Raw genomic sequence first — 18,400 nt, forward strand, 5'->3', positions numbered from 1 at the left:
AAAAAGTGTGACTCATGCGGTAATTTGTAACCGAAACCCGTAAAATACCCGCCTTATTATTACGCTATACAGTAAGGCGAGTACATTTTCTGTGAATAAAGATCAATTTGAGTTGTTGGCCCCTGGTGGCGATATAGATTCGATAAAAGCGGCGATTGCCGCTGGCGCGGATGCCGTTTATTGTGGTTTAGATAAATTTAATGCCCGTAATCGAGCAACAAACCTCGACCTAGATACCTTAAACGGTTTGGTTGATTTGGCTCATCAGCACAACTGTAAAATCTTCCTGACTTTGAATATCATTATTCTTGAAAGTGAAGTACCAACGGTTGTCCGCTTATTGAATAAATTGGTTAACACTCATATCGATGGCGTTATCATTCAAGATCTTGGATTAGGCTATATTCTTAAGCACTACTTCCCTAGCTTGGACATGCATGCTTCAACACAACTGAACACTCATAATGAAGGTCAAATCTTATTACTAAATAAGTTAGGTGCAAGCCGTGTAAACCTTTCACGAGAGTTAAATATCAGCGAGATTAAACATTTAGCTCAATTTGGACTAGAGCATGATGTTCTAATGGAAGTGTTCGTGCATGGTTCTTACTGTATTGGCTTTTCGGGCCTTTGTTACATCAGTTCTGTCAAAAATGGTGCATCGGGGAACCGAGGTCGTTGTAGCCAGCCTTGCCGTGATCAATACGAAACAACGAAAGTAGGTAAAAATTACCCACTGAACATGAAAGACAACTCTGCTTATGGTGATTTGAATGAGTTGGTTGATGCGGGTGTTTACTCATTAAAAGTTGAAGGTCGAATCAAGAAAGCGCATTACGTTTATACTGTGGTCGACAATTGGCGTAAACAGATAGACACTTATTGTGCTGGTGGCCAACCTTTAACCGATACCAAAGGTCTATACACGGTATTTAATCGTGACTTTTCGAACTCATATCTGAAAGATAACATCTCCCAAGATATGTATATCGATAACCCAAGAGACAATTCGTCTACACACTTCACTAAGATTTACGGCTGTACTACCGAAGCCAGTATCGATAAAGTGAAAAAAGATCTGTTTGATGAAAAAACGGATATCATGGCGCTGGTGGAAGAGAAGACCAAAGATTTAGTGATTGATGATTCAAAGTCATTAACGGTAGTAAAAGGCGACCCCGATTACGTGAAAGCCGTTGAATTACCAAAGCTACCACCATCAACGCCTTTGACTTCGGCTCCAAAATTATCTGTACTTATCTCATCGGCAGAAGATGTTGCGTTGTGCGAAATGAACACTTCAACGACACCTTTAGATGTCTTCTATCAGTTACCGATGGCGCTGAGCACACAGTTGGCTAAATTGAGTACACTGTTTACTGAAAATCCAGCTTTGATCCCTTGGTTTTCTGCTATTCAAATTGGAGATGACTTTGAAGCGGCGAGAACGTTTTTAGATACAGTTAAGCCAGCGTTGATCGTCACCAATAATACAGGCGTAGCACAACTGGCTTATGAAAGAGGCATTCAATGGATTGCAGGGCCGCAACTGAATATCACTAATTCGTATGCGCTCAAATGTATTCAACAAGAGTACAAAGGCAGCGGTGCTTTTATCTCTAATGAGTTAAGCAAACTGCAGATGCGTAAGATCGTTCGTCCAGATAACTTCCGCCTGTTTCATAGCATTTACCACCCGATTGCGATGCTAACTAGTCGTCAGTGCCTATTTTTACAAAGTGTAGGTTGTAAGAAAAAGCGTGTGGATAATCGTTGTTTGAAGGGGTGTGAGAAAACAACCTCTATCATTAACTTGAAAGATAAGCCTTATGTGATTGATAAGAAAAAAGGCGATCACAACAGTTTGTACAGCGAACAAAACTTCTTGAATACAGACGTACTTAAAGATTGTGCAGGGCTCTATTCTGATGTTCTGATTGATCTACGAAATATCAAAACACAGACCAAAGTGAGTTTAGATAAAGCGGAGATCGATAACGCAGCCTTGGTTGTGCTATTCCAAGAAATGCTACAGGAATCGATGAACCATTTGGACACTCGTGGCGATAAGGTCGAGTCTCCGGCATTAGTTGCGATAAAACAGGCATTAGCGCAAACGAGCAGCCAGCAATATAAAAAAGGTTTATAGACAAAGGTTTATAGATAAAGGTTAATGAAAAGCCGAAGCAATATTATATTGCTTCGGCTTTTTTGTTGTCACCTAGATACTTCTAGCTGCGAAATGAAACAACACACTAGGTTGTGTGCAAGCTAGGTCTACCAGAATCTTATCGATAAGCTAAGGTTATTTTTTACCTTGAGTTTGCTTATCTTCTTCAGTCAGTTCACGAATGCGACGGCTGATGTCACGGCGAGATTTAGAGATCTCAGCACTTTTGATGATGTGGTCATCAACGCGATCTTCGTAATCGGCTTTCATGTTTTTAACAATAACCAGAATCTCATCGTGGCTCATTTCTGGCTTAATGTAGTCAAGAAGGTTATCAAGTAGATCAACACGTTTACGGTTATCACGAACTTTTTTTTCGTTATCAACAAGTTCACGTTTTAGCTTATTTTTACGACGTGCTTGGTTTACGATTTCAAATACACTACTCATAGTTTTTTCCTAGTCTAAAATATGTCTGGTTTGATTAAAGCACAACAAATGAATACAGAACAGCCTTAAGATCAATCCTCTGGCGATGTTGGTGAATTAATCAGCACTCTCTCTTTAATCGATTGTGTTCGCTTGTGCGTTCGCTATATTATGCGTTATTAAGTATGACAGTGTAATGAAAAAAAACATGGAACAGCCAGTCGAACAAGATGATTACGAGTCGCATGACGTAGAACCTGAAGGTGAAGTAGAGCAAGAAAAACTTCGTGAGGCCTATATTTCTGAGCGAACAAAATTAGAGATAACTGAGATTGAGCTAAACCGAGCAAAAATCATATTGGTTGATGAAAAAGGCAATATGAAACGCATCCCACTGATTCCGGAGCATTAGTGAAAACGGATGTTTGGTTACTAATGTTTTTGAATATCGATGTTTGAATATCAATGTTTGAATACCAATAGTTACACTGCTGATAACAAGAGATGCAAAGCTAAAAATTTTGAGCCAGAATTTAACACTCACAACGTAAATTCAGCGCTTTAAATGGTTGAGTCGTTAGATTTACTAATGCAACAAAGCTAATAATAAAAACAAGGAATTGAGTATGAGCATTGAACTGTCACCTGTTGAAGCAAGAGTCATTGGCTGTCTGATTGAAAAAGAAGTAACCACTCCTGAATATTACCCTCTAACACTTAATAGTCTAACCACTGCATGTAATCAGAAGAGTAACCGAGATCCTGTCATGGCCTTGAGTGACTCAGATATTCTTGATGTCGTAGAGAGCCTTATCTCTCGTCGTTTAGTGAGTGATGAGAGTAGCTTTAATAGCCGTGTGAGTAAGTATCAGCATCGTTTTTGTAACACTGAATTTGGCGATTTACAGTTTAGTGAACAAGAACGCGCCATTATCTGCTGCATGTTACTTCGTGGGCCTCAAACTCCTGGCGAATTGCGCACTCGTACTAATCGGTTGGCGTCATTCACAGATGTAAAAGAGGTGGAAGCGGTACTTGAAAAGCTAGCGAATCGTGCCGAAGGTTCTTTGGTGGTGAAATTGCCACGCGAAGCGGGTAAGAGAGAATCTCGCTATCAGCATCTTTTAAGCGGTGCTGTTGACGTGGATTCGATCGCGGCGGCAATGCCGGTCAGTTCAACAATGAGCCATTCTTCTGAAAACTCATCATCTCAAAGAATCGAGTCACTAGAGAAAGAAGTGGCAGAATTGAAGAACGAGTTGGCTGAGCTCAAAGCGTTAGTTGAATCTGTTCTCTGATTTTCATGACAAAGGTAAGCGAAACGTGTCCGTCTTGGTACATTTATCTAATTCGGACACGAAGTGATGCACTATATTGTGGAATAACGGTCGATGTAGATCGTCGGTTCAAACAACACCAAATGGGAAAAGGGGCTAAGTTTCTTCGCGGAAAAGGGCCACTGGATCTCGTTTGGAGTCACTCTGTCGAAACGAAAAGTTTGGCTTTAAAATACGAAATTAAGCTGAAAAAGTTGCCAAAAATAAAGAAGGAACAATTAATTCAGAAACTTTGGGATCTAGAAACACTGCACATCAATTGACATTACTCATCCTTGGGATCAATAGATAAAGCCCCCGCGTTATTTTTATCGGTTTAACTTCTCTTTTACACGCTATTCCCGCCATCTTTATCTGGCATAGAACTATCATTTTTAATAAGGTTAACTCATAATGATTTTCATACCATGCGTAAGAGTATGGTCATTGATTAGGTTAATAATTATGGGCCAATGTAGTCCATCTAGGCTGAGATAAAAATGAAACGTTTACTATTGCTTTCCGCATTGGCTAGTTTTTCCATGCCATTAATGGCGCATCCAGCGCAAGTTCTCACAGGGTATTGGGAATATAAAGAGTTTCTGGAAACTTTCCCGAAACAGAATGAATTGAACCAGATATTCAGTGATATCGTTCGTAACGACTCACAAAAGATTTCGGTTAAACAAAAAGAACCCGTCACAATTTCGGTTGTGTATCCAGGTCAACAGGTATCTGATTATTGGGTGCGCAACATCAGAGCATTTGAAGCAAGGTTAGATGAACTTGGTATCCAATATCAAATTAACCAAGTATTTACTCGCCCTAATATTGATGTAAAGCAGCAAAGCCTTTCCTTAAAAAAAGCCATTCAAAATGAAACGGATTATTTGATCTTTACATTGGATACAACACGTCATCGTAAATTTATTGAGCATGTGATTAATTCCGAAAAAACAAAGCTAATATTGCAAAACATCACAACGCCTGTTCGCGCATGGAAGAATCGCCAACCTTTCTTCTACGTGGGCTTTGACCACTCAACAGGAAGCTTAGCGTTAGCGGACTATTTCAAACAACACGTTAAGGCTGGAGGTAACTATTCGGTACTGTACTTTTCTGAAGGCTACATCAGTGATGCTAGGGGTGATACTTTTATTCAAGAGATGAGTCACCATTCAGATTACGAATTGCGCTCATCATTCTACACAAAAACGACGAAAGCCAGCGGGTATGATGTTGCCAAGTTGAGCATTGAAAAAACGCCTGATCTCGATTTTATTTACGCCTGTTCGACGGACGTTGCACTGGGAGCGGTGCAAGCTTTAGAAGACCTGAACCGTACGGATATCAAAATTAACGGATGGGGAGGAGGCTCCGCCGAACTTGAAGCTTTGGAGCGTGGTGAGCTCGATGTGACTGTTATGCGAATGAACGATGATACAGGCGTTGCAATGGCAGAAGCGATCAAACTTGATTTAGAAGGTAAGAAGGTGCCTACCGTTTATTCTGGAGACTTTGAAGTAGTCTCTACCGAGGATGAGCCTGAACATATCCAAAAATTAAAAGAACGTGCTTTTAGGTATTCAGATAAGTCATGAAAATAAAGCTTGGCCCAACGAAAAAACGCTCACTTGTTACCTTAATTTCACAAATTGTCATTTTGGTGATCTGCATATTGACGTTGGGCGTGCTTGTACAAAGTTTTCAATTCAGTAATCGTATAATTAAACAAGAAGTCAACCGAACACTTCAGCAGACATCGAGTTTGATTCAAAGTCTGTTTGATTACCGATTGGCTGTTTTGCAAATCCACCAAGACAGTAATGCGAAAAGTGACACGTTGGTGGATTTTTTTGTGGCTGGAGACGAAGAACTTCTCGATTATTATTTCCTAGGGCTGGATCAACGTGAGCCTAAACATGTTCCTGATGTACGCTTTATTGCAAAACCAAAGGGTATTATCTGGGATGATGGCAACGCCGAATTCTACGGTTTATCTCTTGAATTGCTTAATGATGTTGCAGAGCAAGTTGCGTTTAATAGTAATTGGCACATACTTGAACTTCATAGTTCAATAGGGCTTAAACACTTATTAGTGAGGCGTTCTCCGATAATCAATGATAATTCGGGAGAAGTATTAGGCCAACTTTATGTTGGGATGATCCTCGATAACAACGTCATGTTGATCGAATCTCTTCAACGACGCAGTAATAGCGATAATGTGGTACTTGCTTTAGAAGATCTACCAATCGCGACAACCTTGCTAGGTTCTGAGCCTTATACTGCCGATGACATTATTAGTTTTAGAAAACAAGTTGATAGCGAGCTTGGAGAGACTTTGGTGAGTGCAACGGCATTGAAGGTTAATGATGAGGAGACACCTCTGACGGTATTTACTGTCGAGTACAGTAAAGGTGTAATGGCGTTGAAAAGAAATCATCAGTATGGCCTGATTTTCACCATGCTCGCTATTTGCGCTGTTTTTGCATTCACACGGAAATGGGTGCAGAAAAAAGTCTCTAACGAACTGGCAAAATTAATGACTTACACTAAACTCGCCGGGATAAAAGACGCCAAAAGAGGGTTTGAAGGATCTACGATCTATGAATTCGATCATATTGGTCACACCCTCGAAAGCACATTTGAGCGGTTGGCTGAGCAGGAGAAGTCTTTTCAAGATCTATTCAACTTTGCACTCTCTCCTACTATTGTTTGGTCTGGCGCTGGTGATGTTTTGCAGATGAATCCAGCAGCTCGCAAAGAGTTATCGAAAGCAAACGAGTTAGGACAGTACAAGATTTTACCTCATTTTGATGTATTTAAGTCCCAGTTAATTCCTCATATTAGAATGTCAGCTCAAGGCGCAACGCTTACCGGAGTTAACGTTCCGATTGGAGATAAAGTTTACCGCTGGAATTTATCCCCGATAAGGATTGAAGGGGATATCTCTAGCATTATTGTCCAAGGCCAAGACGTTACAACCTTCATTGAAGCTGAAAAACAGAGTGATTTAGCGAGAAAAGAGGCGGAAGAGTCGGCAAAAATGAGGGCTGATTTCTTAGCGAAAATGAGTCATGAAATCAGAACGCCATTGAATGGTATTTTGGGTGTATCCCAGCTATTAAAGCGCTCTATTCATGATGCTGAAAACCTTAAGCAGATTGATGTCTTATGCAATAGTGGTGAACATCTATTGGCTGTTCTCAATGACATTCTGGATTTTTCAAAATTAGAACAAGGTAAGTTTAATATTCAGCTTAATGAGTTCAAGTTTTCTGAACTCGTGAATACGCTTGAAACTATCTATCAGCCTGCCTGTGCCGAAAATGATGTTCAGTTAGTTATTAAGAATAATTTGGCAACGAATACGTTGATTTACACAGATCAAGTTCGTTTGAATCAGATCTTGTTTAATCTTTTAAGTAACGCAGTGAAATTTACACACTCTGGAACCATTAAAATTGGCTTCGATTTAGAACAGTTTGAGTCTGCAAATAATGACATGCTGATTATTAACATTAAGGACTCTGGAATTGGTATTGATCCGAAGCGTTTGGACGCAATGTTCGATCCTTTTGTACAAGAGGAATCAACAACAACACGCGAATACGGTGGTAGTGGTTTAGGTCTGACCATAGTAAAGAACCTGGTTGATATGCTAGGGGGTGATATTCAAGTTGGGAGTGAAAAGGGAGTAGGTACAGAATTTGTAGTCACTGTCCCTGTGAAGAGTGGTTCTGTCGGTTCTGATTTTCAATCAACAGAACAAGAACTTCTTCCTCATGAGCTTTTTGACAGAACACTGAAGGTGCTGCTAGTAGAGGATAATGGTACCAACGCATTTATCGCACAGGCATTTTGTAAAAAATATGGGATGGATGTGCAGTGGACGAAAGATGGGTTGAGTGCACTGAAAATTATTGAGGCAGAGTCTTTTGATCTGATTCTGATGGATAACCAGTTGCCGAATTTAGGCGGAATCGAAACCACCATGGCGATTCGAAACGATTTACACATATCCACGCCAATATACGCTTGTACTGCAGATAGCCTTGCTTCTACTAATGATGCATTCATCGCCGCTGGGGCTAATTATGTGATTGTTAAGCCAATTAAGGAACATGTGCTACATGCTGCGTTCGTTCATTTTAAAAGGCATTTTCTTAATTCAGAAGAGTGAATAGCTCCATGGTGATGTATTCATTTCTCACTCATTGCCCATTCGTTTTTTAGTTGTATCCGTATTTGTAGGGCTTAAAGGTAAGCCCTGCGTTCATGTGACGATCAAATACTACCCGCGATAAAAGCTTGCTCTAGTATCTCCTGTTTTAGATCGTCTCCCATGATGATTGGATTATCAAACTTAATACCAACCAACTGACCTTTTTGGTGCCTTTTCACACTCACAATACAATATTTGATATCGCTAGGGAGAAAACGCTTCAATTGTGATTCAACGTTTATCTCTGTGTCGCAAACTAATTCATTTCTGGTCTCTAATAGAAGGCCGCAGCCTGAAACTGAGAAGTCGAGAATTGTTCCTTCAAAGACATTCGATTGATAACTCACTGTCACAGGAAGCGAAAGCTTATAGCGTTGATGTTCTCTAACGGCCTTTGTAGCGAACTGTTTAGGTGCTCTTAAAAAAAGCAACGGGAAAGGCTTGGTAATGGTATTTATCACCGACGTTTTGAAAGCAATAATGTGCCCGAGTTCGGTATCCGAAATGCCGCGGATTACGGTATCTACATTAGCCAGTTGACGCATGGATAGATCTTCTAAGATTTTGATAGGGAGTTCAATAATGAGATATTGCTCGTCTTTGCAGCCAATGTAGTGAGTATTAATGATCAGTTTATCTGTGGGGGCAAATTCAAGAGTGACTGAAACCTTCATCCCTGGTTTCATGAACTTTTGAATATCTTGGCTGTTGTTGTTTTTTGAGCTCATAAATTATTAACGATTATCCTAGAAGTGCCGTTCCAATGCCGAAATTAGATAAAATATAATCGTTAATAATTCAATTTGTTAGCTTTTTATATGCAACACAATAAAAGTGTGTGATCACACCGTTATTGTGTGCAATATCGAAGTCACGTTGCCTTGAATTTTTTCTTTACATACTTAACTACCCATTGACTGCTTTTGCTTGAGCGTTTAAGGGAGTATCGCTGATCGGTTCGTTACAATAAGTTTCGATATTCATCTCTTGAGGCGATTTTAGCTTGTTTACATACAGTGATAGGTTATCGATTTCTTGGGTAGTTAAAAGTAACCCTAGTTTGGTTCTACGCCAGAGTATATCTTCCACGGTGACAGCAAACTCATGATCAATAAGGTAGTCGATTTCGACTTGATAGCACTCATCTGAAAACTGCTGACCAAGATCATCTTGCGATGCTACGTTGCGAAGTAAGTTCTCAGTTCGACTCCCGTATGTGGTTAGCCAACGCTTTATCATTACGGGATTCAAAAATGGGAGTTTCTTAGAGAGATGGCTAAACTGGGTATTAAAATGAAAACTTTCACCACCAGGTAATGGGCTATCTTTTGTCCAAGCTTGTCCCATATGTGGGAGGAATTCAGATAATTGGCTTAATGCAGATTCAGCTAGTTTTCTATATGTGGTCAGCTTGCCGCCGAAGATTGAAAGCAAAGGAGCCTGTTCAAGTTCTTGCTGAAGGGCGATAGTGTAATCACGTGTGATGGCTTGTGGGGAGTCTGATTCATCATCGCATAACGGTCGCACACCGCTGAATGATGAAATAATATCTGTCTCTTGAGTTTGAGTCATAAAGTGCTTATTCGCGACATCAAGCAAATACTTCGTCTCTTCGGCGCTGATCGCGACATCTCGTGGTTTTCCATCGTATTCAACGTCGGTGGTACCAATCATCGAGAATTTGTCTAAATAAGGGATAACAAACACAATACGCTTATCTGCATTTTGCAGAATATAGGCTTGCTCCTCATCATGAATTTTTGGCACGATAAGGTGAGACCCCTTGATTAATCGGATACCATAAGGAGATTGTTCATTCATTTTGTCCGTAATAAATGATTTCACCCAGGGGCCTGTCGCATTCACTAGGGTATGACAGCGACGAATGAATCGTTGTTGACTGACATGATCAAATAGAGTGACCACCCAGATATCACCATCACGCTCGGCTTTTTCAACGCTACAGTAATTCTTTACCTCCGCGCCATTCTGCTGAGCTTGAATGGCATTGAGAATAACCAAACGAGCATCATCAACCCAGCAGTCTGAATATTCAAATCCTATTTTCATGTCGGGTTTAGTGACAACTCCAGCGTTTAGCTTGATTTTTTGGCTCGCGGCTAATGAGGTTCGTTTTCCTAAGTTATCGTATAGAAACAGTCCAGCTCTTAACATCCAAGCAGGGCGTAGATATGGGCGATGTGGTAAACGAAAACGCATTGGTTTAGCAATATGTGGCACTTTCTTAAGTAGAATTTCACGCTCGGCTAGCGCCTCACCCACTAAACGAAACTCATAATGTTCTAAATAGCGCAGCCCACCATGGATCAGTTTTGAACTCGCCGATGAGGTCGCGCTAGCAAAATCTTTCGCTTCATATAGACCAACGGTAAGTTCACGGCCCGAAGCATCTGCAGCTATGCCTGCACCATTAATACCACCGCCGACAACAATCAGATCTAAGATGGATGATTTTGTATCATTACATTCGCTTTGTTTCGTTATCTTGGTCATATCGCTGCCTTTTGTGTTCGTTCGCTCATTTGGTGAGTTGAATATACACATTTATTTTTCATATTTGTTACTTTTTGATTGTTTTATATGATGGAGATCATGTTTTTTACTCGTTCACTCAAAATAAAGCATAGACGAAAAAAGCCTTACTGGATAAGTAAGGCTTTTTGAATAACAAAAATGTTTGAATAGGTAGCGTTTTGAGAGGGGAGTTTGAGAGGGAAGTTTAGTATTAGCGTGCGAGTTTGTGATGAGCTCTTGAGAAGTGGCCTGCACAGAATGCTCCAACAATAGAGAGCTCACCCGCAAGACATAACGCCGCGCAGACTTCTGCGAGCGCCTGGGATTTACCATTACCAAATAACCCCATGACGTCTAAGCAAGCTTTCTGGCTTGGAAGAGATGTACCACCTCCAACCGTACCAATCATTAAATTCGGGAGCGTAACACTGGCGTATAAACCGCCTTCGCGATCGACCTCCATCCTTGTCATACCTATTGCGGATTCAGCGACACATGCCGCATCTTGGCCACATGCAATATACAGTGCAGCCAGCGCATTGGCGTAGTGGGCATTAATGCCTATCGTGCCGCTTAGTGCACCACCCACTGTTGTCATTTGACCAAATTGCATCATTTTTTCGGGCGTCGTATGTAGGTACTTTTGAATTAACTCTGCTGGTATATGAGCTTCTGCCGTTACTTTCTTTCCTCGCACACTCCGAAGTGTCTGGGTGTTGGCTTTTTTATCACCGGATAAGTTGCCATCAAGGAACGCATACTCGGGCTGAATGGGACTGTGCTGCATAATGAATTCGAAAACCGCATTGGTGGCAATGGTCACCATATTTTGCCCTGAAGCATCACCGGTTAAGAATTCAAAAACGATATAAACGTGATTGCCTTCAATATTGATATTAATATCGGTGAGCTTGCCATGTGACGTTGTAGATTCCGCAATTTTTTTGAATTCGTCGTACTGAGTGACCGCCCAAGCAACGAACTGTCCTGCTTGAGCTATACCATAAAAAGCGAAAGCCGGAGTACGAGTCACCCCTTCATTCAATAGCATTGCGCTTGCACCACCACATGCGCTCAGTAGTTTCGCGCCACGGTTATAAGATGCGACCAAAGCCGCCTCTGTTGTGGCAAGAGGGACTAGAAAGTCTCCTTTGGCAAATAGCCCATTGACTCTAAGTGGCCCCGCAATGCCTACTGGGATTTTTACCGTCCCGATGAAGTGCTCGATATTTTTTTCATAGGCTTGCGCATTCGCAAGAGTATGGGGATCGAGAAGTTGGGCTTTTAAGTCATCCTGATTGAGGGCTTTCCAGCGACGTTCGATGTTCTTGTCTGTCAAATAAGGGCTAGGAGTCAGTTTGTTTTTGATTGGAGAAAAATTTGGCTGGAGCGTTTGCTCTAATTCGTCTGCGGAGATATCGCCACCTAAAATTGAAACGTAGTCACGGCGATGCAGATTAAGTTTTGGCATAAGAGTACAACATAATTGATTTGGGTCGATTCTACCGACAACAAATTGAGAAACAAGGGCTGGTTAAAAGAGGTAACCGTTTATCGCGGATTTTTACACGTATATATTTGGTAAACATCGCAGGAGAAGTGACTAAATATGGATATCCAACAAACTACCAATCATCTCATTGCTGCGTTCCACAATATTAGCCCCAATTCGATTATAACCTGCCGCTTGAGTTAATTGCTGCGTGGAATCAACATAGGATATTGGCGCTGACGGTTCCGGCTCTTTCATAAATTCAATTTTGTTGAAACTAAGGCTGTCATCTTGGGTGATGATAGGGTCTTGCTTTGGAGGAGTTTCAGTTTTTGGTTGGAACTCTGATTCCACATGAGAAGGGGTTTTATTAATCTGATTTATATCACGCGCAGCGTCTTCTGCCATTGCAGATGACTGCTGGATCATTTGGTAGCCTGACTGTATACCGGAAATAGACATAGCTAAACTCCTTCGTACTATCTACAGCTTAAACCTCTTAGTGAGATCCTGCAACTTATGCTCATTGAACACTGGGTGCCTCATCATAAGAGAAGAGGTTGAAAATTAAGTTTTTTTCTTCATCGGTCAGCAAATCTTTATTTTGATCACCTAGAGTATTTGATATTTCACCTTGCAACGATTTCAGTTGTTGGGGTGAAAGTAGCTGAAGCTGGTTTCTTAGTAATTCAAATTGTCGTGAACTCATAACGTTACCTCTACTGGTGGTATGACCGAAAAATACACATTTTGAGAGAAGGAAGAGCTTTACTTCAATTGCATCAATTTAGTCTCTCTTGTATAGATTTACTTTAAGTTTTGAACGCTGTTTTTTTGTCCGGGCAGTGTCAAGTTCGCTTCAATTGTTCGTCAAGTAATGTGACTAATATCTCGGCGAATGGTATGTGTTTTTTGAGCTTAAGATGATGATAATGAGTGGCGTGTGAAATAAACGTCGATATTTTAATCAGCGATGACATTTTTTATCAGGGGGACTTAGGGCAAGCAAACAGCGGCACTATAGATTGGCCGCTGCATGAGAGGTGATTGGTTTTGTTTGCTTAATGCTTCTGTTAAAGATCATAAAGCGTTAAAGATCATCAAGTGCTAAAAATCATAAAGTGCGCACGGCAAACTTACTGGCCAGTGAGTGCAATTCTGGAAGCATTCGATATATCAAATGAAGTTGTTGAAGCACCATTCTAACTGAGCTGTCATCTTCTTCTCTCCATTCACTTAAGCGTGTAAGAAGGTCGCCTTGGCCGATGCTATCAATATCGCACTCTGTTTTATGTTCATAAAGTTGATGATGTATTGCTTCTAGATGCTGATGGATAACACGGTGTGCATCTAAGATCAATTGATGCGTAGCTTGGTCATCCAGTTGTGTTCTATGAGCGCCTAACGCTGAAATATAGCTCAGCAAGGCGTGGTTTAATGTTAAGAATCGGAAGCTTTCATTGACCGCTGCACGATATTTTCCCGGTTCTGCCAGCATATTGCTGATTGCAGAAGTTAGGTTAGCATCATGGTTGTGCGCTGAGCGGCGGGAGATCCTGTAATTTAGAGTGTCTTTCTTACCTATTCTATATTGACCAATGATCTGAGCAAGATAGTGTTGGTTCGATTGTATAGAATCCGCCATCACTTTATGAAGTCGCTTTGATTCCCAGTCTGGCAAAATTAACATCAATGCTAAAACAGCCAGAGCACAGCCCACTAAAGTATCGGCTAAACGAGGCAATACCACGGCATAGCCTTCACCGAGTTGGTTAAAGCAAAATAGTACGAGAACCGTAATGAACCCGGTGGCAAAGCTGTAATTGTTCATTCTGAAGGCAAAAAACATAATGCCTGAGATAACAATGAAAAATAGCTGACTCTCTTGAGATGGGAAGAGGGTTAACAGTGGGACACCAACAAGCAAACCTGCCAATGTTCCAATTACACGAGCAATAAGTTTTTGCTTGGTCGCACTGTAGTTTGGCTGGCAAACAAACAGCGTGGTAAGTAGGATCCAATAGCCGCGTTCAATATCAAACCCTTGAATGATGCCGTAACCCGCAGTAAGCGCGAGGGCCATGCGGATGGCATGTCGAAATAGCAGTGAGTCTTTATTGAGGTTCGCTTTAACTTTTTGCCACATTGTTTTTATGGTGCGTGGGTCGGTGTCATCAAGCGTGCCGTCATCAATGATAGTGACGTCGGGGTTACTTACGTTGGAAAGTTGTTTTTCTACAGTAGAAAGGTTAGTAAATAGATAGCCAAGTTGGGCAAGAAGCGCTCGACATTCAGGGCGTTGCTGCTCTTTTAGGTTGTTTAGGGAGCTTTGAAGCTCATCTAGCGCCAATGTTGAATCCGAGGCATGCTGGTATTCATTACCCAAACGAATCGATTCCGCCACCTTTCGACAAGATTGTGCTTGTGTCTCTAGTAGGTATTTAAATCGAAAAAGCACATCCGATCGTCCAAAGTGTTGTGCTAGTTCTTGATAGCGATAGTGGCTTGAACTCACTCGCTCATGGATATCTTGCGCTAGGAAGTAAACATTCAAAAAACGGTCACTGGCGCTGTCTATATGCCCACGTTTAGATCGAGCCAATAGAGTGGCTTTACAGTTGTTTAGGGCGGTTACCGTGCTCGCATTGAGTCTGGCTTCATTTATGCGTAAAGGCTGCGGCGTTAAATCGGTCACAGGGTGAAACAATTTAGCCTTGGATTCTAGGTAGTTAGCCACTTCAAGAAATACATTGGCTAAATTTTGTTGAACGGGCTGCATAGGCCAGAAAATATGCCAGATCATCGACATGAAAAAGTACCATGCCGTGCCGCTTAATAGTAATAAGGGCTGGAACCACAAGTTGGTGCTTTCATGCGCGCCAAGCATGGTATAAATCGCGATCAATAAAGAGCCAAAGGCAATACTGGCATAACGGGGGCCAATAGCTCCGAGCATAATAAAGCCGAACGTCGAGAGGAAAAGCCCGATAGCAAATAACCAAGGTGTATTAAAGAGTATCTCTATTGAGAATGCCGCTATCGCAAAACAGATAAAGGTAAGGGTTATGGCTTTTACTCGACCAGAGAAATTGTCTTCACTTTCAGCCAGTGCTGCGGCAATCACACCTAAGATCAGAGGGGTGATCAAGGTATGCTGCTCATAATACCAAGCAGGTAAAACCACCCCCATGAGAGTGATAAGAATCAGAATGCTGTAATTGATTGTTTTATTTGCCCAATATAGGCGTAATTTGACTGGTAACTTCACAATAACTCAGATAAAAACCAAAAACATTATACTAGCAGAATAGACACGCAAGGTTCTGATGTAATTAGAATATAAGTTAATAAATATTCCTGATCGATTATAAATTCACCTTATCAAATATTGACATAAATTTTTCAATACAATGCCTGATTAGTATAAAATCGCTGAATGAAATTTTAATGAGCATTTATTCATGCAGCTAAGCGCAAATAAGACTGCACAGTTTTTTATTCAAAACGAATATTATCAGGTCGAACTTGATGATAATCGTTTACTCCTTTCGTCTTCTGGTAGTGAAGAGCGAATACCCTTCACCGTTTGGGATGGTAGAGTAGGGTTACATCGAGGTTTGATTTGGGGATCGTTACAATTTTTTGCGCATGAAGAAAATGGTCAAACAAAAAGTTGGGTTGTTCAAGGGCTTCCTTGGGCGCTGTGCCGCAACTTTGCCCGCCATGCGGTAGCCACTTATCAGCAGTGGCACAATCATCAATGTTCTCAGCTGGCTGAATATCTACCACAGTGGGAAGCGACGCTAGATCAATTAGAAAAACAACCTGCATTTCTCCAACATTCTCAAGTGAATGCTTGGGTTACTCAAGTGAATCATGATTTTTCTCAAATGAGCATGAGTATAGATGAAGCGGCTTTGCGTTTACCGAAACGTGTATCACGCCTGCAATCTTGGCTTAAAGAGCCATCATCAACATTATCTGGCCGTAATAAGGGTTGGATTGAGAACGAGAAAAAGAATTGGGAAGTTTTATTCTCCCAATGTGAATCTTCACCTCTTAACGCCTCTCAGCAACATGCCGTGCTTCTCAATGATGACCATAACCTTGTTTTGGCGGGGGCTGGGTCTGGTAAAACGAGTGTATTAACGGCTCGCGTTGCGTACTTAATGCAGAGTCATCAAGCACAAGCGGATCAAATCTTAATGCTGGCGTTTGGGCGAGATGCCGCCGCTGAAATGAAACAGCGTCTGGATTCAAAAATTGGCATGTCAGCAGAGCAAGTTCAAGTCAATACCTTCCATCAACTAGGATTAAGCATCCTTAAACATGTTGAAGGTAACAATGTCGTGATCTCTCCGATTGCATTGGATAGCAAACTTAAGCAAGCGTGGTGTATTGATTGGCTTAAAAAACATTGGATGACTCCAACGAGCTTTAAACGCTGGCAAAAGCATCTGTCTAAATGGCCTATTGCGTATTTGACCGGGGATGATGAATTAGGCAGTCACGTTGAAGATCCTAAACTAATTAACTGGTTAGAAACTCAGTTAGAAAAGCTCTGCGCATCAGGGCTGTCAAAGAAAGACATTCAGCAGAACTTGGTTGCGCACCCTGAATATTCAAGGCTCAATAGCGAGCTTGCGCTTTGTTGGCCTTGCGTGCAAGCGTGGCAACAGATGTTAAAAGAACAGAATCAGATTGATTTTCCATTGATGATCAGCCGTGCTACGAAATACGTTGAAAAAGGACGTTTTCAAGGAGCGTGGAAGTTTATCATGATTGATGAATACCAAGATATTTCACCAGATAGACTCGCTCTCATTCAAGCCTTGTGCGAACAAGATAAGCAAGCTTACAGCACTTCTCTATATGCGGTGGGGGATGATTGGCAGTCAATTTATCAATTTGCAGGGGCAGATGTTGATTTAACGACAGATTTTGAGAAACGTTTTCCAAACTCAACCGTACACAACCTTGATATGACCTATAGGTTTAATAGCAAGATCGGTGAGGTAGCCAACCGTTTTATACAAGCTAACCCACGTCAGATACCAAAAGAGCTCAACAGCTTTAAGCAGCAAAAGCAGAAAGCCGTGGTGACAGCTCCAAGTGCTAGTGTTGAAAAAATCTTAGAGGGTATCGCTAAGTCTGCGAAGAACAGACCGAGTGTTTTACTGCTTGGGCGAAATCATTACCACAGCCCGACACTACTCATGGATTGGAAGAAGCAGTTTACAGAGCTTGATATTCAATTTATGACCTGCCATGGCAGTAAGGGAAAAGAGGCGGATTTCGTCATTATCCTATGTGTTGATGAAGGGCAACTCCCTGCGAAGAAAAAACAGTTACATCTTGATGGGGCGTTGTCTCAATCTGATGATCTCTTTCCATATGCCGAAGAGCGAAGGTTATTCTATGTCGCAATGACCCGTGCTAGACATAAAGTATGGATCACCCATAGCGGTGATGGTTCAGGCTTTGTTCAAGAGTTGAATTCTGGTGATTGGCCAGTGATAAGAAAGAAATAACGAAACGGGCTGAATTTTGAAGTGAAGAGTCAGTATTTTTAAAGCTAAAAGCTAAAAGCTAAAGACAGAATCAAAGCTCGAAATTCACAGATTAAGTTCAAGATATCGCCTTCTGCATGATTTTCTTTTTACGATTAGAATAAATATTGAAGATCAAAAAGAAGGCGTTTTTACGACGACTTAACCATCTGACGAATCAGATTAATTAAGTTCTATCTGCTAAGTAGTTTTCGTAGTCCGGGATCTCGATGACCACTTCCTCTTCGAGCAGTTTAGACTCAAATAAGAATTTTGCCGTTGCGCGGTTTGTAGCGACGGGGATATTCCAAACACTGGCTATGCGCAGTAGCGCTTTTACATCTGGATCATGAGGTACGGCATTGAGTGGATCCCAGAAGAAAATCATCATGTCGATTTTTCCTTCTGCGATAAGAGCGCCTAATTGTTGATCGCCCCCCATTGGCCCGCTCATCATACTCTTAATGGCTAAACCGGTTTCTTTGCTTAGCATGGTACCCGTCGTGCCAGTCGCGTATAAGAAATGGCTTTGAAGCTTTTCTTTATTTTCAACAACCCATTTTAATAATTCAGGTTTGTAGTGATCATGAGCCACAAGAGCGACATGTTTATGCGCAGGCATAGTACGAGTCGTTTTTTGCATGTAAGTATTCCCTAATATAGTAATATCAACAGTCTGTGCTG

General features: G+C 41.3%; 15 protein-coding genes. 7 read left to right on the plus strand and 8 right to left on the minus strand.

Features of this window, described 5'->3' with window-relative positions; genetic code table 11:
• Positions 1 to 91 precede the first annotated feature (91 nt).
• Positions 92 to 2,149 carry a peptidase U32 family protein gene (locus tag FCV43_RS11585; protein WP_136995269.1) on the plus strand — a complete coding sequence of 686 codons (2,058 nt, stop codon included), beginning with the start codon at positions 92 to 94 and terminating at the stop codon, positions 2,147 to 2,149.
• Between the two features lie 156 nt (positions 2,150 to 2,305).
• Here FCV43_RS11585 and FCV43_RS11590 read toward each other — a convergent pair whose 3' ends face one another.
• On the minus strand, positions 2,306 to 2,620 hold the full coding sequence (locus tag FCV43_RS11590) for a DUF496 family protein (RefSeq protein ID WP_113799774.1): 315 nt from the start codon (positions 2,618 to 2,620) through the stop codon (positions 2,306 to 2,308).
• A 175-nt stretch (positions 2,621 to 2,795) separates the two neighbouring features.
• Between FCV43_RS11590 and FCV43_RS11595 the strand changes: the two genes are divergently transcribed.
• From FCV43_RS11595 to luxQ, 5 genes are all read left to right on the plus strand, one after another.
• Positions 2,796 to 3,011, plus strand: coding sequence for a hypothetical protein (locus tag FCV43_RS11595; protein ID WP_240697155.1), 216 nt, complete (start codon positions 2,796 to 2,798; stop codon positions 3,009 to 3,011).
• A 214-nt stretch (positions 3,012 to 3,225) separates the two neighbouring features.
• Entirely contained in the window at positions 3,226 to 3,897 is a 672-nt protein-coding gene (locus tag FCV43_RS11600; protein WP_136995270.1) for a YceH family protein, read from the plus strand.
• A 5-nt stretch (positions 3,898 to 3,902) separates the two neighbouring features.
• Positions 3,903 to 4,199: a GIY-YIG nuclease family protein gene (locus FCV43_RS11605; protein ID WP_136995271.1), complete on the plus strand. Its 297-nt coding sequence runs from the start codon at positions 3,903 to 3,905 to the stop codon at positions 4,197 to 4,199.
• A gap of 216 nt (positions 4,200 to 4,415) precedes the next feature.
• Positions 4,416 to 5,516 carry an autoinducer 2-binding periplasmic protein LuxP gene (locus tag FCV43_RS11610; protein WP_017053567.1) on the plus strand — a complete coding sequence of 367 codons (1,101 nt, stop codon included), beginning with the start codon at positions 4,416 to 4,418 and terminating at the stop codon, positions 5,514 to 5,516.
• A complete protein-coding gene (gene luxQ, locus FCV43_RS11615; RefSeq protein WP_136995272.1) occupies positions 5,513 to 8,098 on the plus strand; it encodes a quorum-sensing autoinducer 2 sensor kinase/phosphatase LuxQ in 2,586 nt (861 codons plus the stop codon). Before FCV43_RS11610 ends, luxQ begins: the two co-directional genes overlap by 4 nt.
• 104 nt (positions 8,099 to 8,202) lie before the next feature.
• Here the strand turns inward: luxQ and FCV43_RS11620 are convergent, their stop codons facing one another.
• The 6 genes from FCV43_RS11620 to yccS all read right to left on the minus strand — a co-directional run bounded on the left by FCV43_RS11620 (position 8,203) and on the right by yccS (position 15,435).
• Positions 8,203 to 8,868: a PilZ domain-containing protein gene (locus tag FCV43_RS11620; RefSeq protein ID WP_136995273.1), complete on the minus strand. Its 666-nt coding sequence runs from the start codon at positions 8,866 to 8,868 to the stop codon at positions 8,203 to 8,205.
• Positions 8,869 to 9,046: 178 nt separating this feature from the next.
• Positions 9,047 to 10,654: a glycerol-3-phosphate dehydrogenase gene (gene glpD, locus FCV43_RS11625; protein WP_240697156.1), complete on the minus strand. Its 1,608-nt coding sequence runs from the start codon at positions 10,652 to 10,654 to the stop codon at positions 9,047 to 9,049.
• A gap of 232 nt (positions 10,655 to 10,886) precedes the next feature.
• A complete protein-coding gene (locus FCV43_RS11630; RefSeq protein WP_136995275.1) occupies positions 10,887 to 12,146 on the minus strand; it encodes a hydroxymethylglutaryl-CoA reductase in 1,260 nt (419 codons plus the stop codon).
• Positions 12,147 to 12,278: 132 nt separating this feature from the next.
• Positions 12,279 to 12,629 (minus strand): hypothetical protein, encoded by a 351-nt coding sequence (locus FCV43_RS11635; RefSeq protein ID WP_136995276.1) that lies wholly within the window; start codon positions 12,627 to 12,629, stop codon positions 12,279 to 12,281.
• 61 nt (positions 12,630 to 12,690) lie between these two features.
• Positions 12,691 to 12,876 (minus strand): hypothetical protein, encoded by a 186-nt coding sequence (locus FCV43_RS11640; RefSeq protein WP_113799755.1) that lies wholly within the window; start codon positions 12,874 to 12,876, stop codon positions 12,691 to 12,693.
• Positions 12,877 to 13,281: 405 nt separating this feature from the next.
• The gene (gene yccS / locus FCV43_RS11645; RefSeq protein WP_136995277.1) at positions 13,282 to 15,435 is read right to left on the minus strand and encodes a YccS family putative transporter; all 2,154 of its coding nucleotides are present in this window, start codon (positions 15,433 to 15,435) and stop codon (positions 13,282 to 13,284) included.
• 193 nt (positions 15,436 to 15,628) lie between these two features.
• Between yccS and helD the strand changes: the two genes are divergently transcribed.
• Entirely contained in the window at positions 15,629 to 17,698 is a 2,070-nt protein-coding gene (gene helD / locus FCV43_RS11650) for a DNA helicase IV (protein ID WP_136995278.1), read from the plus strand.
• Positions 17,699 to 17,903: 205 nt separating this feature from the next.
• Here the strand turns inward: helD and FCV43_RS11655 are convergent, their stop codons facing one another.
• On the minus strand, positions 17,904 to 18,359 hold the full coding sequence (locus FCV43_RS11655; RefSeq protein WP_017053576.1) for a methylglyoxal synthase: 456 nt from the start codon (positions 18,357 to 18,359) through the stop codon (positions 17,904 to 17,906).
• Positions 18,360 to 18,400: the final 41 nt, after the last annotated feature.

It is taken from the genome of Vibrio genomosp. F6, from assembly GCF_005146325.1.
Taxonomy (GTDB): Bacteria; Pseudomonadota; Gammaproteobacteria; order Enterobacterales; family Vibrionaceae; genus Vibrio; species Vibrio cortegadensis.

Excerpts from the sequence above, each read along its gene's own strand:
- FCV43_RS11600 (WP_136995270.1), top strand. The coding sequence starts at position 3,226 with ATGAGCATTGAACTGTCACCTGTTGAAGCAAGAGTCATTGGCTGTCTG.
- helD (WP_136995278.1), top strand. The coding sequence starts at position 15,629 with ATGCAGCTAAGCGCAAATAAGACTGCACAGTTTTTTATTCAAAACGAA.
- FCV43_RS11635 (WP_136995276.1), bottom strand. The coding sequence starts at position 12,629 with ATGTCTATTTCCGGTATACAGTCAGGCTACCAAATGATCCAGCAGTCA.
- FCV43_RS11620 (WP_136995273.1), bottom strand. The coding sequence starts at position 8,868 with ATGAGCTCAAAAAACAACAACAGCCAAGATATTCAAAAGTTCATGAAA.
- FCV43_RS11630 (WP_136995275.1), bottom strand. The coding sequence starts at position 12,146 with ATGCCAAAACTTAATCTGCATCGCCGTGACTACGTTTCAATTTTAGGT.
- FCV43_RS11610 (WP_017053567.1), top strand. The coding sequence starts at position 4,416 with ATGAAACGTTTACTATTGCTTTCCGCATTGGCTAGTTTTTCCATGCCA.
- FCV43_RS11595 (WP_240697155.1), top strand. The coding sequence starts at position 2,796 with ATGAAAAAAAACATGGAACAGCCAGTCGAACAAGATGATTACGAGTCG.
- FCV43_RS11605 (WP_136995271.1), top strand. The coding sequence starts at position 3,903 with ATGACAAAGGTAAGCGAAACGTGTCCGTCTTGGTACATTTATCTAATT.
- FCV43_RS11640 (WP_113799755.1), bottom strand. The coding sequence starts at position 12,876 with ATGAGTTCACGACAATTTGAATTACTAAGAAACCAGCTTCAGCTACTT.
- FCV43_RS11655 (WP_017053576.1), bottom strand. The coding sequence starts at position 18,359 with ATGCAAAAAACGACTCGTACTATGCCTGCGCATAAACATGTCGCTCTT.
- luxQ (WP_136995272.1), top strand. The coding sequence starts at position 5,513 with ATGAAAATAAAGCTTGGCCCAACGAAAAAACGCTCACTTGTTACCTTA.
- glpD (WP_240697156.1), bottom strand. The coding sequence starts at position 10,654 with ATGACCAAGATAACGAAACAAAGCGAATGTAATGATACAAAATCATCC.
- FCV43_RS11590 (WP_113799774.1), bottom strand. The coding sequence starts at position 2,620 with ATGAGTAGTGTATTTGAAATCGTAAACCAAGCACGTCGTAAAAATAAG.